At 59.1% G+C, this 16,929-nt stretch carries 13 protein-coding genes; 3 read left to right on the top strand and 10 right to left on the bottom strand.

Going from position 1 to position 16,929, the window contains the following annotated elements; genetic code table 11:
- Positions 1 to 5: 5 nt before the first annotated feature.
- A complete protein-coding gene (gene lpxD / locus BJL95_RS21135; protein ID WP_071160625.1) occupies positions 6 to 1,034 on the bottom strand; it encodes a UDP-3-O-(3-hydroxymyristoyl)glucosamine N-acyltransferase in 1,029 nt (342 codons plus the stop codon).
- An 8-nt stretch (positions 1,035 to 1,042) separates the two neighbouring features.
- Entirely contained in the window at positions 1,043 to 3,271 is a 2,229-nt protein-coding gene (locus tag BJL95_RS21130; RefSeq protein WP_071160624.1) for a spermidine synthase, read from the bottom strand.
- A gap of 237 nt (positions 3,272 to 3,508) precedes the next feature.
- On the opposite strand from BJL95_RS21130, the gene BJL95_RS25980 reads away from it, so the two are divergent.
- Entirely contained in the window at positions 3,509 to 4,942 is a 1,434-nt protein-coding gene (locus tag BJL95_RS25980; protein WP_139306369.1) for a hypothetical protein, read from the top strand.
- 20 nt (positions 4,943 to 4,962) lie between these two features.
- Here BJL95_RS25980 and BJL95_RS21120 read toward each other — a convergent pair whose 3' ends face one another.
- Together BJL95_RS21120 and BJL95_RS21115 are read right to left on the bottom strand one after the other, a co-directional pair.
- Positions 4,963 to 5,598, bottom strand: a complete 636-nt coding sequence (locus tag BJL95_RS21120) for an NUDIX domain-containing protein (RefSeq protein ID WP_071160622.1) — start codon at positions 5,596 to 5,598, stop codon at positions 4,963 to 4,965.
- Positions 5,595 to 6,704 (bottom strand): sorbosone dehydrogenase family protein, encoded by a 1,110-nt coding sequence (locus BJL95_RS21115; protein ID WP_071160621.1) that lies wholly within the window; start codon positions 6,702 to 6,704, stop codon positions 5,595 to 5,597. The genes BJL95_RS21120 and BJL95_RS21115 overlap by 4 nt, the downstream gene beginning before the upstream one ends.
- Before the next feature lie 113 nt (positions 6,705 to 6,817).
- Between BJL95_RS21115 and htpX the strand changes: the two genes are divergently transcribed.
- Together htpX and BJL95_RS21105 are read left to right on the top strand one after the other, a co-directional pair.
- The gene (htpX, locus tag BJL95_RS21110; protein ID WP_071160620.1) at positions 6,818 to 7,693 is read left to right on the top strand and encodes a protease HtpX; all 876 of its coding nucleotides are present in this window, start codon (positions 6,818 to 6,820) and stop codon (positions 7,691 to 7,693) included.
- 40 nt (positions 7,694 to 7,733) lie between these two features.
- On the top strand, positions 7,734 to 7,964 hold the full coding sequence (locus BJL95_RS21105; protein ID WP_071160619.1) for a DUF2835 domain-containing protein: 231 nt from the start codon (positions 7,734 to 7,736) through the stop codon (positions 7,962 to 7,964).
- Here BJL95_RS21105 and BJL95_RS21100 read toward each other — a convergent pair.
- From BJL95_RS21100 to BJL95_RS21075, 6 genes are all read right to left on the bottom strand, one after another.
- Entirely contained in the window at positions 7,961 to 8,806 is an 846-nt protein-coding gene (locus BJL95_RS21100; RefSeq protein ID WP_071160618.1) for a hypothetical protein, read from the bottom strand. The genes BJL95_RS21105 and BJL95_RS21100 overlap by 4 nt on opposite strands.
- 342 nt (positions 8,807 to 9,148) lie before the next feature.
- On the bottom strand, positions 9,149 to 10,360 hold the full coding sequence (glcF, locus tag BJL95_RS21095; protein ID WP_071160617.1) for a glycolate oxidase subunit GlcF: 1,212 nt from the start codon (positions 10,358 to 10,360) through the stop codon (positions 9,149 to 9,151).
- A gap of 3 nt (positions 10,361 to 10,363) precedes the next feature.
- Positions 10,364 to 11,419, bottom strand: coding sequence for a glycolate oxidase subunit GlcE (gene glcE / locus BJL95_RS21090; RefSeq protein WP_071160616.1), 1,056 nt, complete (start codon positions 11,417 to 11,419; stop codon positions 10,364 to 10,366).
- On the bottom strand, positions 11,419 to 12,876 hold the full coding sequence (locus tag BJL95_RS21085) for an FAD-linked oxidase C-terminal domain-containing protein (RefSeq protein ID WP_254786867.1): 1,458 nt from the start codon (positions 12,874 to 12,876) through the stop codon (positions 11,419 to 11,421). Before BJL95_RS21085 ends, glcE begins: the two co-directional genes overlap by 1 nt.
- Positions 12,877 to 13,108: 232 nt before the next feature.
- Entirely contained in the window at positions 13,109 to 15,010 is a 1,902-nt protein-coding gene (locus tag BJL95_RS21080) for a tetratricopeptide repeat protein (RefSeq protein ID WP_071160614.1), read from the bottom strand.
- The gene (locus BJL95_RS21075; protein ID WP_071160613.1) at positions 15,000 to 16,352 is read right to left on the bottom strand and encodes a hypothetical protein; all 1,353 of its coding nucleotides are present in this window, start codon (positions 16,350 to 16,352) and stop codon (positions 15,000 to 15,002) included. The genes BJL95_RS21080 and BJL95_RS21075 overlap by 11 nt, the downstream gene beginning before the upstream one ends.
- Between the last annotated feature and the right edge of the window lie 577 nt (positions 16,353 to 16,929).

The following is a 16,929-nucleotide window of genomic DNA, read 5'->3' as shown; positions in this document are numbered from 1 at the left end:
CCGGATTATTCTTCCAGCTTATGGACTCGGGCTTCCAGCGCTTTGAATTTTTGCAGCAATTCCGGCAGTTTGGCCAGGGCCGCCAATTCCTTCCAGGCGACCTTGCGATCCTTGGCCGGACTGCCGAATACTTGGGCGCCCGGCTCGATGTCGCCGGAGATGCCGCTACGGGCCATCACGACGGCGCGGGCGCCGATTTTGACGTGATCGGCGACGCCGGTACTGCCGGCCAGGATCGCGCCGTCTTCTATCGTGCAGGAACCGGAAATGCCGGATTGTCCGCAGATGATGACGTTGCGCCCGACGATGTTGTTATGGCCGAGCTGGACCAAGTTGTCGATTTTGCTGCCGGCGCCGATTCGGGTCGGACCCAAGGCGCCCCGGTCGATACAGGTGTTGGCGCCGATTTCGACGTGGTCCTCGATTTCGACGTGACCTACATGAGGCACCTTGACGTGTTGGTTGTCGCGGAATTTATAGCCGAATCCGTCGGCGCCGATCACCGCGCCGGCGTGAATAATCACGTGATTGCCGATGACGCTGTTGTCGTAAATCACCGCGTTGGGGTGGATATGGCAGTGTTTGCCGATCGCCACGTGATTGCCGATGCGGGCGCCGGCTTCGACGGTACTGCTGTCGCCGACGCTGCTGTTTTGGCCTATCGTCGCAAACGGACCGACGTGGACGTTGTAACCCAGGGTCGCGGTGTCGGCCAGCACGGCGTGTTCGGACACCTGGCGTTTGAATACCGGCTCGGGATGCAGCAGCTTGACGGCGTTCAGAAAGCTGATTTCCGGATCTTTACAAACCAGCAGGGTCAGGCCGACCGGCATTTCGGCGTCGATCAGGGCTTCGGCGATGAAGCAGGCCGAGGCCTGGGTGTCTTTCAGGTGTTTCTTGTATTTGCCGTCGCTAAGAACGGTGACTTGGTGAGCTTGAGCCGACATGATGTCGGCGGCGGAATGGATGGATTGGGTTGCGTCGCCACCTTGCGCTCGAGCGTCGCAACGACTGGCCAGTTCCGTGATAAGCATGCGTTTTCCTATTTCCAAATGCCAATGATATGAGTGAAGTCGTCGGTCCAGGGTTGCAAACCGAACGACAGCGGCAATTTCTGCCAATGCCCGAGCCGGCTTTGTTGCAGTTTTGCCAAGCGCTCGGGATGTTTCGCGATCACCACCCAGTCGGTGGCAATCACCAGAGGGACATCGGTTTCCGGCTGAAATTCCTGGAGTAGGCCGGCCAGATGCAGTTGGTTAACGTGATCGGCCAGGACTTTCTTCAGGGCCAAATGACGGTTGGTGATGTGAAATGCCAGCAAACCGTCGTCCTTCAGCTTGCTGAAGTATAGCTGCAAAGCCTCGCGGGTCAGCAAGTGGGTAGGTACCGCGTCGGAACTGAAGGCGTCCATGATCAGCAGGTCGAAGCTGGCGTCGGCTTCCTTGGCCAGCGACAAACGGGCGTCGCCGACGACCATCGCCGCCTGCTTGGCGCAACGTTCCAAGTAATGAAACCAGGTCGGGTCTTGCGCGACCGAAACCACCAGCGGGTCGATTTCGTAGAACGACCAACTTTGGCCTTCCTTGGCGTAGCAGGCCAGCGCGCCGGCGCCCAGGCCGACCGCGCCGATCCGCCAGCGCGGATTTTCGGCGTCGAATTCGCCGAATACCTGGCCGATCGGGCCGGGCCGGCTGTAGTAGGTCAGCGGCGTGGTAATTTGCGCCGGAATCAAGCGTTCGGCGCCGTGTTTGGTGGTGCCGTGGTAAAGTTCGCGGACTTTTTCCGGCTTTTGGTTTTCGTCGGGGATCACGGTATCGCGCACCGACAGCACGCCGAAAAACGTCCGTTCCTGATACAACACGTTCGATGCCATGCCGTGCAGACCCAGCGTGAACAGCAGCAGTACCGCCGTCAGCGTGCCCAGCGCCAACGGGCTGTGGCGCAACGCATAACTGATGCCGGCCAGCAGAATCAGCGCGCCGCCGATCAGGTCCAGATAGTCGAACAATTGTTCGGTCGAAAAATAGACGGCCAGCCCGGCAACCAGAATCAGTACCGGGAACAGCAGTTGCAAGGGCCAGCGGCCGTTCAACAAGCCGGGCCGCAATAGTAGCGCCGCGACGATCATGATCGGGTATTCGTAAACCGCATTGAACAAAAACGGCGCGACGAAGGTGTTGAACAAGCCGCCCAGCATGCCGGCGAAGGACATCACCAGATAAAATCGGGTCAGGAATTGGGGGTGGGGCCGGCTGCGCGCCAATTCGCCGTGGCAGACCATGACCGCCAGGAAGAATGCGATCAGGTGCAGAATCAAATCCAGCCAATAAGGCAGCGTGGCCGGATTGATAAACGAATAGGCGATGAACACCGTCAACACCGCCGGTTGCGCGGCCAGCATCCACGGCCGGATGCGCTCCGCCCAGCTACCGAATACCAGGATGAAGGACAGCAAATACAGGGTTAGCGGGACGATCCACAGCAACGGCACCGCAGCGATGTCGGTACTGATGAACTGAGTCAGACCCAGCAATAGGCTGGAAGGCACCAAGGCTAGGGCGGCCCAATGCAGTTGTTGCCAGCGGCTCGGCGGCGTCAGGGTTTCGTCGATGCTGGGCGCTTCCAGTTGGTCTTCGGATTGGTTGCGCCAATAGCCGGCCGCGCAGAACAGGATGCAAGCGCACAGCAGCAGATAGCCGCCGCTCCAGACCAGACGCTGGTTAGCCAGGCCAATATTGGGTTCGATTAAAAACGGATAGCTCAGCAAGGCCAACAAACTGCCGGCGTTGCTGGCGGCGTACAGATAATACGGATCGCCGCTGCTGCGATGGCCGCACCGGGAAAACCAACTTTGCAGCAACGGCGCGGTCGCCGAGATCACGAAAAACGGCAGGCCGATCGCCAGAAACAAGGTCCAGACCAACCACCAGGCCGGATTGCCGGCGTTGGGCGGGCTGGGGTTGTCCGGCAGCGCCACCGGCAGCGCGAACACGCTGAAGATCATCAAGGCGGTATGGATCTGAATCTGGCGCTGCGCGCCTTGCCGGGCCGTCAGCCAATGCGCATAGAGGTAGCCGCAGAACAGCAGGGTTTGGTAAAACACCATGCAGGTGTTCCACACCGCAGGCGTGCCGCCGAGCAAGGGCAACAACAGTTTGCCGAACATCGGCTGCAGCACGAACATCAGCAATGCGCTGATGAATAGCGTCGCGGCGAAGGCGATAACCGGCGAAATGAGGGTGGGGCGGGTGGTTTGAGGCGCTGAGTTCATCGTTATTATTGTCGGGGTTGGCCGAACCGGGCGGGGCAATGATAAAGCATTTGCGCCGGCTTGTGGCTCGCGCTTGGACACCGCTCGACAGGAGACGCCGAGCCTGCGCGCGGCTTTTTACCCGAATTTACATTATATTGACCGGGATTTACCGATGCCGTCGGCATACTGTCGTTTACCCATATTTAAATTTTGGCTGTTGTATGTTGCTATCAAATGAATAGGAAATTCGCTGCGATGAAACCAAATTCACGCCGGTCGATAGGCTGGTTCGAACCCTCCGCGACCGGTTTACGAATCGCGGTTTGCCTGCTGTTGTGTTTGTTACTGGTCGCCTGCGGTTCGCGGCCGTTGCCGCCCAGCCAGGTCGAGCAAGCCGAAAAACTGGAAAAAGTTTTGCTGGACGGCGGCTACCGGCCGGCGCGACGGTTCGAGATCGAAACCGGCCGCGAAATCTGGCATCACGATGGCCGCGATTTGGACGTATCGATCACGGTACCCACCTCACCGGGCCGCTACCCGCTGATCGTGTACCTGCCGGCCTTGGGCGAGGATGCCGGCGGCGGCCGCTTATGGCGCGAATTCTGGGCCAAAGCCGGTTACGCGGTATTTTGCATGCAGCCGGTGGCGATAGGACAAGCCTTGCGCGAATTGAACCGGCCGCGTCCCGGCACCGCCAACGATATGGGCCCGCCGGATGACGAGGACGGCGAGGCAGCGGGGATGTTCGGCGGCTGGTTTGGCGGCGGACCCGATCCGGAAGACGACGCTCGGCCCGACGACGAGGACGACAGCGATCGGCCGGAGGACAAACGCCGTCCGTCCAAGGCGGCTCGCAGCAGCGAATTACGTTATCTCGGCCACGAGTATTTCGCCGCCGAACATTTGCCCGGTCGAGTCGCCGACTTGGCCTGGGCTTACCAGCAGCTTCGAACCCGGGCCGGTTTGGGGCAGCGTCTGTACGCCGCCGCCGACGTCGATAAACTGGTATTGGCCGGATACGATTTGGGCGCGCAAACCGTCAGCGCGGTACTCGGCGAAAATTTCGGCGTCGAGTTGCCGGGTAGGCAAGAGTTGCGGCCCGTGGCCGGGATACTCTTGAGTCCTTCGGTGGATTTGGCGACCGGCAATGTCCGTAGCCGTTTTCAACCAATTTCCTCGCCGTTGCTGGCAGTCACCGGCAGCGAGGATGACGACTCCTATGCCATCGGCGCGGCCGGTGCTCGACTATCGGTGTGGGAGCACGCGCCGCCGGGCGGCAAGTACTTGTTAGTGTTGACCGAGGCTAGCCATCAATTGCTGGCCGGCGCCGGCATAGGCACCGGCCGGGGCCAGCGCGGCGGTTCGGGCGGCGGACCCGAAATGGGGATGGGTGGCGGCGGGCCGGGCGGTCGGTTGTTGCTGAATCCGGTCAATCGCGTCGGCGGCGGTGGGGGCGGCATGGGCGGAGGCGGCGGACCGCCGATGGGCGGCGGCCCCGGCTACGGCTTGCGCGGCGAAGACCTGGAAAAAATGCGGATAGAACGCGCGTACAAACAAGTTGCGGCGGTGCAAAGTGCGAGTACCGCTTTTTTGGATTTGCTCGTCAAAAACGACGAATTCGCCAAAGCCTGGTTGGTGGAGAAATTCAATCCCTGGTTGGGCAAGGCCGGTGTGTTCAAAGGGCGTTAGCGCCAGCCAGGGCGGCGGGTCTAAGCTGGTTCGGGCTGCTCCCGCTCGGCCGGACTCGCCGCCCAGCGTGCCCGCAAGCGGTCGCGGTGCATATACAGCCACTGCAAGGCCAGAATTGGAATTCCGGATTCTATAGAGCCATCTTCCAGCATATCGAAAGCTTGTTCGGTCTTGACCGCGAAGACACGGATGTCTTCGTCCTCGTGGTCCAGGCCGTGAACGCCGCCGATGCCGCGGCTATCGACTCGGCCGCAGAACAGGGTGATCAATTCCGACGAGCCGCCCGGCGTCGTGTAGAAACGTTTGACTTCGATCATATCCAGAATTTCGCAGCCGGCTTCTTCGAGCGCTTCGCGGTAGGCGACGTCCTCGGCGGTCTCGCCGTCCTCGATCGCGCCGGCGACGATTTCGACTTGCCAGGCATGGTTCGGCCTCAGGATGGCGCCGACCCGAAATTGCTCGATCAAAACCACTTCATCCCGGTCCGGGTCGTAAAGCAAGACCGCCACGCAGTTGCCGCGCCGAAACAACTCGCGTTGCAAGGGCCGGCTCCAGCCGCCCTGATACAGCGTGTGCCTTACGCGGTATTGTTCCAGCCGAAAAAATCCCTCGTAGACGGTTTTGACGTCCAGCACTTCGAATTGATGTTTGCTCATCGGCCGTAGCTCACCCGGTAGATGACGCCCAGCTTGTCGTCGCTAATCAGCAAGCTGCCGTCGCGGCCGACGATAACGTCGTTCGGCCGGCCCAGCACTTCGCCCGACGCGGTCAGCCAACCACTAATAAAGGCTTGTTCGTTATAGGGATGACCGCCGCTGAATTTGACGACATCGATCTGGTAGCCTTGCGGTTGAGTCCGGTTCCATGAACCGTGTTGGGCGACGAACAATTGCCGGAAATATTGATCCGGGAACTGTTTGCCGGTGTAAAAGCGCATACCCAGCGGCGCGATATGGGCTTTGTATTTCCAGGCCGGCGCGATAAAACTGTTGCATTTTTTGTCGCCGGCCAGTTGCGGATCGGGGATGGTGCCGGCGTGGCAGTATGGGTAGCCGAAGTGTTCGCCGGGCCGGCTCCATTCGTTGAGTTCGTCGGGCGGCAGGTCGTCGCCCAAATAGTCGCGGCCGTTATCGTTAAAGAACAAATGATTGGTGCGGGTTTCCCAGTCGAAGCCGACCGTGTTGCGAATGCCGCGCGCCAGGATTTCGAAGTCGCTGCCGTCCGGGTTCAAGCGAACCAGCGAGCCGTAGATCGGCTTGCCGGGATCGCAGATATTGCACGGCGCGCCGACGGCGGTGTACAACTTGCCGTCCGGGCCGAAGCGCAAATACTTCCAGCCGTGGTGGCGGTCTTCCGGGAAATCGTTGTAGACCACTTCGGGTTTGGGCGGGTTGCTCAAGCGCTGTTCGATATTGTCGAAGCGGATGATGCGTTGTATCTCCGCGACGTATAACGAGCCGTTTTTAAACGCCACGCCGTTCGGCAGGTTTAATTGTTGGGCAATTTGGAATTTTTGCTCGGCCACTCCGTCGCCGTCTCGGTCTTGCACCGCGAATACATTGCCGTCGCGGCTGCCGACGAACACCGTGCCGTTGTCGCCGAGCGCCAATTGCCGGGCATTGGGTACGCCGTCGGCAAAAATGCTAATCTTGAAGCCGGCCGGCAACTTGAGCTGGCTGAGTACCGACTCGTAGCCGCGATCGGCGGCGTGGGCGGCGCCGATCGTCGCCAATACCAGCCATAGCGCTTGGATTATTTTCATTTTTATACCCCAAAATAAACTTTTCGCAGATGGTAACACTCTATAAGCTTGAATTTAATTTTTAGGCGCCCCACATTAATCACCACTCAACAACGATAAAGGAAAGTCACACCATGACGAGAATACTGCTGTTTTTGGCCACCAACGTGGCCATCATGATCGCGATCAGTATCATTTTTAGCGTCCTCGGCCTGAAGGGCGCGTTGGATGCCCAAGGCGTCGACCTGAATCTGGAAGGCTTGCTGGCGATGTCGGCGGTGTTTGGCATGACCGGTTCCGTTATTTCGTTGTTCATGTCCAAATGGTCGGCTAAAAACGCGATGGGCGTGCATGTCATCGACCGTCCGCAAAACCAGACCGAACAATGGCTGTTGGATGTCGTTTCCCGCCAAGCGCGCCAAGCCGGCATCGGCATGCCCGAGGTCGGCATTTTCGATGCGCCGGAACCCAACGCCTTCGCGACCGGCGCCAACCGCAACGACGCGTTGGTGGCGGTCAGCACCGGCTTGTTGAGAGCGATGAGCGCGGAAGAGGTGGAAGCCGTGGTTGGTCACGAGATCAGCCACGTCGCCAACGGCGACATGGTGACGATGGCCTTGATGCAAGGTGTGGTCAACACCTTCGTGTACTTTTTCGCGACCATCATCGGCTACGTCGTCGACCGGGCCGTGTTCAAGACCGAGCGCGGCTACGGTCCGGCGTATTACATCACCCAGATGATCGCACAGATCGCGTTGTCGATTTTGGCCTCGATGCTGGTGATGTGGTTCTCGCGTTACCGCGAATTCCGGGCCGATGCCGGTGGCGCCAATTTGGCCGGTCGTCAGAAAATGATCGGCGCGTTGCGGGCCTTGCAGCGTTCGCACGAACCGGCGCAATTGCCGGGCGAACTCGCCGCGTTCGGCATCAACGGCGGCGGCGTGCAGCGCTTGTTCATGAGCCATCCGCCGCTCGAAGAGCGCATCGAAGCCTTGCAAAACATGCGTTAACCGATGGGAGGCCGCGCCGGTTCGCCGGCGCGGCTTTTTAATGTCCAATCGTCGCTATATCCGCTTCCGTTTAAACCTGAGTTACGATCAATACTTGGCGGTTTATCAGGGCCACGCCAAGACCGTCACGGCTATCAGCGACGACGGCCGCCGGGTGGTGTTTCCGGCCGGCAACGTGCAGCGTTACCTGACCAAATCCGGTATTCAGGGTCATTTCGAAATGGAACTGACCGAAGCCAACAAATTCGTCTCGATTACAAAGCTCGCTTAAGCGGAGCGGGCGTAAACCGGCGCGGAGTCCGCCGCGGCGTCGAAATATTCGCCCTCAACCAGACCGAAGCCGGTTTGGCGCGCCAGCGCGGCGTTCTGCTTGTCGGCGATGTCGAGCAAAATGCCGCGACCGCCTATCGATTCGACCAAGCCGTTCAATTGCCGCAATTTCTCCAGTAAGCGGCTGTCTCGAATCCGCTCCAGTTCACCGGCCGACAAGCACACGAAGTCGGCGGCGGCTCTAGCCAGTAAGTCCAGCGCCGCCTGATCCAGCATCGGGCAGTCGAATTTCAATGCCACTCGATAACCGCGCGTTTGATAGTTTTGCAAGCCCTTCAACAGGGTTTGGTAGTAGCGGGCGTAGATCCGGTTCACGGTCATTACGATAGCTACATTACGGGTTTGCAGACCGCACTTGACGATGACTTCCTCGAAATACGCACCATGGTCGGTTTTGACGCCGAGGATGTGGCGGGGATCGACATCCAGAAACAAGAGCTCGTCCAGGTGCGCCTCCGGCAAATAGTTCAGCATGTGTACCGCGCGCGACAACCGATCGAAATTGACGATGCTTTGCGGCGGCGGCTCAGGATTCAGTAGCGCGTCGACCGCAGCTGGCGGCGGGGTTGGGGCCGGATTAGCGCTGATTTGCAGTTGGGCCATGTGGCCGACGCGTCGCGCGCTACGCAAAGTTTCGCGAATCGGTTTTAATCGGCTTGCCAATCGAATCGGTCCGAACGAGGCTTCCACCCGGCCGTCCCGCAGCACAAACGGCCGAAACCCGCTGTTGTGTTCCTGTTCCAGCCGGTCGTTGAAATATTCCACCAGTTGCTGTAATGGCATGCTTGTCTCCTGACTATGGGGGCAAAAGGGCGAGCTCGACGGGTTCCGTTCGGTGCGAACGGCTAGCGCGACCGGCGATGCCGATCCGCATTAACGGCGTCTGAATCTCCGACGCATCGGTTGAAATGGCGTTTAGCGACACGCCACGGAACCGACAGCGGCCAAGCGCACATCGAATAGGCTGCTTAGCGTAGCGGTGGTGTGGAATTAAATAAAACGATATGTTTTGATGAATTTATCTGAATATTCGATAAAGTTTGGCGGGCTATTCGGGCCGGCGTGAGCGGCGACCGTGCAATATCCAATACCAATGCCGAGACCGGCCGCGGTATGCCAGCGGCGCTAGCCCGGCGCGCCGGGGTCCAGCAATTCGATCCAGTGGCGAACCGGAAGCGTCGCCCGCTCGCGCAAGTGCAGCCAGCAACCGATGTTGGCGGTGACGATGACGTCCGCCGCGCCGGCTTGCAAGGTCGTTAGCTTGGCGTCGCGCAAGCGTTCGGCGATTGCCGGTTGCAGCAGACTGTAGCTGCCGGCCGAGCCGCAGCACAGATCGGCGTCGGCGACCGTCGCCAATTCGAAGCCCAGGCCCTTAAGCAAGGACTCGACGATACCGGGCAGGCCTTGGCCGTGTTGCAGCGTGCAGGGCGAATGCACCGCTACCCGGCAAGTCCGGATCGCCAAGCGGCTCAGGTCTTCTCCGCGCAGCAGCTCGGCGATATCGCGGGTCTTGGCCGCGACCGCCGCCGCCTTCGCGGCGTAATCCGGGTCGTTGGCCAGCAGTCGGCCGTAGTCCTTGAGCGTGACACCGCAACCGCTGGCCGTGGAGACCACGGCTTCGGCACCGGCTTGCAGCTCGCGCCAACAGCGTTCCACGGTTTCACGCATCATGGTCAGACCCTCGGCCTGGCAGTCTAAATGATAAGGCAGGGCGCCGCAGCAACCGGTCGGCAGCGAAACGGCGCTGATGCCGAGATTATCCAGCACCCGAGCGGTCGCGGCGTCGATGCGCGGCGCCAAGGCCGGTTGCAGGCAACCTTGCGGGATCAACACCCGACGTTGATGGCGCGGTGCCGGCCACGTTTCGGCGGCTTGCCGGTCCGGCAGTTTCGCGCGCAGAAATTCGGGTAACCACGGCTTGAGCCGCCGCGCCGCGCCGATCAACCAAGCCGCCCGGCGCGGATAGGCCAGCGCCGCGACCAGCCCGCGTCTTAGCCAGCGTTGGCGCCGGGAACGTATGCCTGGTTTAGCCATCAGCTCGCGGCCGATGTCCAACAATCGGCCGTATTCCACACCGGAGGGACAGGCGGTTTCGCAAGACCGGCAAGTCAGGCAACGGTCAAGATGGCTCAGACCGGCGGCGTCCGCGTCGCCGGTTTCCAGGGTTTGCTTGATCAGATAAATCCGGCCGCGCGGCCCGTCCGATTCGTCGCCCAGCAGTCGGTAAGTCGGACAAACCGCATTGCAAAATCCGCAATGCACGCAAGCGCGCAGCAATTGCTCGGCGACGGCGCCTTGCGGCGTGTGTTTCAGCGGTTCGGCGATATCGGTTTGCATCGGCTAAAACGGCATTCGGCCGGGGTTGAACAGGCTGAAGGGATCGAATGCGGCGCGCAAGCGGGATTGCAAGCCGGCCAATGCCGGTTCGGCGTTCAGCCAGGCGGTTTTGTCGGCACCGCGCCAAAGCACGGCGTGCCCGCCGACCGCTCGCGCGGCGGCATGCACCGCCTCGGCGGGCGCCTCGGTTTTTAGCCAGCGTAAGGCGCCGCCCCAATCCAGCAATTGCCGGCCGGGTAGCGCGGGTAACGGTGCCGCCGGCGCGACGCTCAACCGCCATAGGTCGCCGGTTTCGGCGAAGAACGCCAGTGTCTGCTCGCGCAACGCCCGCCAATAGTCGCGGCCGTCGCCAACGATTTCGCCGCCGATTCGGGAGGCGGCGGCCGCGACGGCGGCTTCGGCGCCGCTCAAGCGTACCCGCAACAGGCCGTCATGATGGCTCAGCGCCGACAACGGCAAGGCCTGGCCTTGCAGTCGGCTCATCGTGGCCAAGGCCTGATCCTCGGTGAGATTTTGTTCCAGCGTCAGTTCGGCTTCGGGCATCGGCAACACTCTCAACGAAACGTCCAATAACACCCCCAGTGTACCCAAGGCGCCGACCATCAGCCGGGAAACGTCGAAGCCGGCCACGTTTTTGATGACCTGGCCGCCGAAGTTTAGGGTTTCGGCGCGGCCGTTGACGATGCGACAGCCCAGCATAAAGTCGCGGGCGCTGCCGGTGAACGGGCGACGCGGCCCGGAAAAACCGCAAGCCATCGTACCGCCCACCGTCGCGCGCGTGCCGAATGCCGGCGGCTCGAAGCCGAGTATTTGCCGGCGTTCGGCCAGAAGGTGATTGATTTCGGCCAACGGCGTGCCGGCGCGGGCGGTGATGACCAACTCGCTGGGTTCGTAGGCGATGATGCCGCGATGTTCGGCGAGCGATAACACGGTGTCGGCCGTATCGGCGCCGCCGTAGAAGGCTTTGCTGTTACCACCGACAATGCGTAACGGCCGCCGCTCGGCACCGGCTTGGCGGATTTGCTCGACGACGACATCGCTCATATCCGCGTTCGTCATCAAAACCGCTCCAGTTCCGGATGCGGTAAGCGGCCGCCGTGGACGTGCATCTTGCCCAGTTCCGCGCAACGGTGCAGGGTCGGCACTGCCTTGCCCGGATTCAACAAGCCGTCCGGGTCAAAAGCTTTTTTCAGCGCGTGAAATTGCTCAAGCTCGGCGGCCTGAAACTGCACGCACATCTGCGGCAATTTTTCGTGACCGACGCCGTGTTCGCCGGTGATGGTGCCGCCGACCCGCACGCACAATTCCAGAATGTCGCCGCCCAGCGCCTCGGCCTTGTCGAAGTCACCGGGCCGGCCGGCGTCGTACAAGATCAACGGATGCAGATTGCCGTCGCCGGCGTGAAAAACATTGACCACGCTCAAGCCGTAACGTTGGCCCAGCTCGGCGATTTCGGCCAGTACGGCCGCCAGATGCCGGCGCGGAATGGTGCCGTCCATACAGTAATAATCGCTGGCGATACGGCCCACCGCCGGAAACGCCGCCTTGCGGCCAGCCCAAAACCGCTGGCGCTGGGCGGCGTCGGCGGCCACCCGAATTTCGCTGGCGCCGGCGGCTTTTAGAAGCGCCTCGGCGCGGGCCAAATCGGCGGCGACCTGTTCCGGCTGGCCGTCCAGTTCGCACAGTACGATCGCCGCCGCCTGTACCGGATAGCCGGCGTGGACGAAGGCTTCGGTGGCGCGGATCGCGGCGTTGTCCATCAATTCCAGGCCGGCGGGAATCAGGCCGGCGCCGATAATATCGGCCACCGCCGCGCCGGCCTGCTCGATGGTGGCGAACGCGGCCAGCAATACTTGCACCCGCGGCGGTGTCGGCAACAGGCGTAGCGTGGCCTCGACGACCACGCCCAACAAGCCTTCGGAACCGATCGCCAAGGCCAGCAGATCGTAACCGGCGCCATCCAAACCGCTGCCGCCCAGGGTCAGCAATTCGCCGCCGATCGTCGCCAATTTGATTTGCAGTACGTTGTGCACGGTCAGGCCGTATTTCAGGCAATGCACGCCGCCGGCATTTTCGGCGATATTGCCGCCGATGCTGCAAGCGATTTGCGAGGAGGGGTCCGGCGGGTAATACAAACCGTGCGGACGGGCCGCTTCGGAAATAGCCAGATTACGCACGCCGGGTTGCACGGTCGCGGTGCGGTTGATGGGATCGACGCCTAAGATGCGATTGAGTTTGGCCAGCCCCAGCACGATACCGCCGGGCACCGGCAGCGCGCCGCCCGACAAACCGGTGCCGGCGCCGCGCGCGACGACCGGAATTTGGTGGGTATGGCATAGTCGCAGCAGCGCCGGTACCTGTTCGACGCTGTCCGGCAGCACCACCAAGTCGGGCAATTGCGTGTAGGCCGCCAGGGCGTCGCACTCGTAGACCCTCAACAAGGCCGGATCGGCGATGACGTTGGCGTCGCCGAGCAGTTGCCGAAATTGCTTAATCAGTGTTGGGGACAACGACACGATGCGGACCGAAAAGGAAAGCCGCTATCCTACAACAATCGGCGCTATTCATTCGCGTTTGGCCGATCGGGGGATCTCGAACGATACAAGCCGTTTGGGTTCGGGAGTAAAGCGGTTTTATTAGCCGACCGGAACCGCTTGAAGGCCGTCGGGCGTTGCATCGTGGGAGCGGCTTTAGCCGCGATCCGAACGGCATAGGCTGTCCGATGGGCCAACGGTGGGATCAATCGGTTCAGGTCAAAGCCCGTAAGTCGTTTCCGACCTGACGTAAGTTCTTTTGAAACTCGGCATACCGCGGCGCATCGCGCGTTAGTGCTTGCCACAATGCTTCGGCTCGGCGGAAATAGTCAATGGCGGTCGCCGGATCGTTCAATTGATCTCGATTGAATTGCGCCAATTTGGCATAGGCAATCGCCAAGCCGTTTTTGAAGCCGACGTTGCTCGGATAGGCGGCATAGAGTTGTTCGCTTAATTCGGCGTCTTTTTGGTAGTACTCCAAGGCAAGTTGCAAATCACCCAGCGCGGCGTGGGTCTGGCCTAATTTGCTATAGGCAATCGCCAAGCCGTTTTTGAAGCCGACGTTGCTCGGATAGGCGGCATAGAGTTGTTCGCCTAAATCCCGTCGCTTTTCGTAATACCCCAAAGCCTGCGGCAGATCGCCCAGAGCGGCGTGGGTCTGGCCCAGTTTTTCATAGGCAATCGCCAAGCCGTTTTTGAAGCCGACGTTGCTCGGATGGGCGGCATAGAGTTGCTCAAACAATTCGGTTTCTTTTCGGTGATATTCCAAGGCCTGTTGCAGATCGCCTAACGCGGCGTGGGTCTGGCCCAGTTTTTCATAGGCAATCGCCAAGCCGTTTTTGAAGCCGACATTGCTCGGATAGGCGGCATGGAGTTGTTCGCGTAATTCGGCGTATTTTTGGTAATACTCCAAGGCCTGTTGTAGATCGCCCAGCGCGGCGTGGGTCTCGCCCAGTTTTCCATAGGCAATCGCCAAGCCGTTTTTGAAGCCGACATTGCTCGGATAGGCGGCATGGAGTTGTTCGCCTAAATCCCGGCGCTTTTCGTAATACTCCAAGGCAAGTTGCAGATCGCCCAGCGCGGCGTGGATCTCGCCCAGTTTTTCATAGGCAATCGCCAAGCCGTTGTTGAAGTGGACGTTGCTCGGATAGTCGGCATGGAGTTGTTCGCGTAATTCGGCGTATTTTTGGTAATACCCTAAAGCCTGTGGCAGATCGCCCAGCGCGGTGCAAACATCGCCCAAGCGTTGATAGGCGACGCCTTCTTGATACCGGTTTTCCAATTGTCGGCTGACGTCCAGGGCCTGTTCGAACTCGGTTCGAGCGCTAACCAAGTCGCCGGCAATCTCTGCTAAATCGCCGCGACACACGTGAATCTGGGACTGTTCCTCGCCAATTGCGATATCCCGCCATTCCGCCAACGCCTGATCGGCGATTGCATAGGCGCCGCTGTCGATGGCCAGACTCACCAATTGCGGGTATAGGCTGCGCCGGTAGTCGTATTCCTGTTCCGGGGCATTCGCCAACAGGCTTTGCAGGCGCTTGAGTTCGAAATCCGGCGTTTCCGCTTCCACTCGAATGTCGTCGATAAAACCGGTTGGCTCCCTGCCGACAACGGCTTCGGTTGGCGGCTGGATCGGTTTGTGCAAATCCAGCATATACGACCGAAAAGACCACAAGTCCGGCATTTTTTCCATGATGCTTTTGGCGTACAGTTCGTGGTCCGCGCCTTGGATGCACACGACCAATGTAATCGGATATTGCGCCAGTTTGTCGCGGCGCAGGTTTAAGCCCGCGCACAAATCGCGGCGGCGCTGGTTGTTTTGCTCGATGTCCGGACGCTGCTCCGGATTGGCTTGCTGCTTTAAGGCGTCTTCAAACTGTTCCAGCAGCAGAAAGCCGGAACCCAGTTGAAAATAGCTTTGCGAAACTTGGCTGTAATCGGTTTGCGCGGTATTAACGGATAAAAAAGGCCGTTCCGGAAAGCGGCTTTGCAGGTCTTGTTTCAGTTGCTGTAACAAACTGAAATGATTGTAACGGACGATAATGAAACGAAAGGCCTCGGTGCGCAGTAATTTGAATAAGGGCCGAGTTTCCTCGTCGTAGTTATCCGACATAGTGTTTATACAAGGCCGACTCTTCAATCACCGGGTTTACCCGTTTATAGGTGCCGTCGTTATATTCCAGAATAATTAGTTTTTCCAATAAGTCCTGCCAGGATTCGTCGTAAGCCACCGGAATTTGCGCTTTATTGGCTGCATCGAGTTCCTTGAGTTTTTCCAAGTCGTCCTTGGACAAATATTGCGAGGTTTGCGCGGCCAGTTTTTTGATGCCTTTTTCCAAGTTGGCCCGGCTAATCCGGTTGCTATCCTCGTCGGCAAACATATTGGCATATTCCAGCACCCGCAACAGTTCGCGCGGCGAACCGCCGCCATATAATATGGCCTGGCGCACGGTATCCGGACTATCGAATAACGATGGGTCTATTCTTTTATAAACAAAGGTTTCGAAGCGCTGAATGGCTTTTTCAACCAGATCGCCGTTTTTCTCGCGAATTTTGACGAATGGAAACGAGGTGACGGTGCTGAAGGCTTCCAGCAGGCGTTGCCGCGACATCAATTCGATCGGCAAGGTAAATATCGTGTGGACCCGAATGGCGCGGATGCGGTTGGTTTCTTCCAGAACGATTTTACGGCGAATATCGCTAGTCGCGGTTTTTTCAAGGCCGTCGATAATAAACATCACCTCTTGCGCTTTATTGTGTTGGCGAAGCGTCAGATTGACGGTTTCGATAAACTCGTTAAATTTAAATGCAAAGTCGGTGAAATTGTTTTTCAGGGACAAGCGGATTTTTTCGGCGTTTTCCTTGCTGCCGGATAAATTGGCTTTGAGTTTGGAGGTAATCCCCAACAGACCGAGAATATTCGGCGTTTTTGCTTCGATCGCAATTTCAAAGCCGGTTTCGGCCTTAATGGCGCGGTTGACTTCCTCGACCCGCTGGGCGAACCATCCATATAATACCTCGACGATATTTTCATCGAATTTAATTTTGTGCCTTTCAAGGTCCTCGATCAAACGCTCGATCTGATAAATCAAAACGTCCATATATTCCAGATCGTTCATGTCCAGACCGACATCCAGATTGCAAGTCACGCAGAAAAAGCCTTGCGGGTGATGCAGGTTTTTGGCGATACGCGCCAACTCCGAGGTTTTTCCGGAACCGCGCATACCGGCCAGAAATAAAATCACTTTATTGCCCTGATTGGCTTCGCGATTGAAGACGTAACTTCTAGGGTGGACGTTTAATTGCTTATACAGCAGGCGGTCTTCAAAGTCGCCGCGAACATCGGAGAAATCGGTATAAAACTCGTGGTCCGGCTCCAGCGGTACGTCGAATCGCAAGGCGTTATCGACTTCGACTAAACGATGGGCTTTTTTAAAATCCGAGGCATTGTTCATATTGGGATTAAGCGTGGGACGGATTAAACAATCATTGACGGCGCGATTTGCTGGACGCGAATCATCGAAAACCCGCCAACCCGGTCATTTTAGCGCGTTACCAGAAAATTCGGTTGATGCAGGGTGCTTGAATGCTGGGAGTGTTTGCGAAAACCCTCGTCCACCGGTGCCGCCAAACAAGGATCACGCTGTTTACACTCATAGCCGAATCTTGAATCAACCCAGCTTGCCGGCATGATGAGGGTGTCGTAAAAGTCGAAACAGAACCCTCTCCTCGCGGGAGAGGGCAGGGTGAGGGGCATAAAATCAATACCTTACCTTGTATTTCCCCTCACCCCAACCCCTCTCCCGCAAGGAGAGGGGCTTTCCCCACCCCTATCGATGCTTAACCGGCGGGGGCCTCCCGTGGCTGGGCGATGTAGCGTAATCCAAAAACCGCGCCACGGTCGGACCGGAGGTATCACGGCCCGCCGACTGGCTGGCGTTCCGACGCCAGCCAATAAAGGTAGGTCAGCTCCGCGAGCAAGGTTGTGTCAGCGGAGTCTGCTTGATCAGGTTGGTCGTGGAAGGCATCGGC

The sequence above is a fragment of the Methylomonas sp. LWB genome (assembly GCF_001856095.1).
In the GTDB taxonomy this organism is placed as follows: domain Bacteria; phylum Pseudomonadota; class Gammaproteobacteria; order Methylococcales; family Methylomonadaceae; genus Methylomonas; species Methylomonas koyamae_A.
Note: the sequence above shows the minus strand (reverse complement) of the source record. Positions and strands in the feature narration are given on the sequence as shown.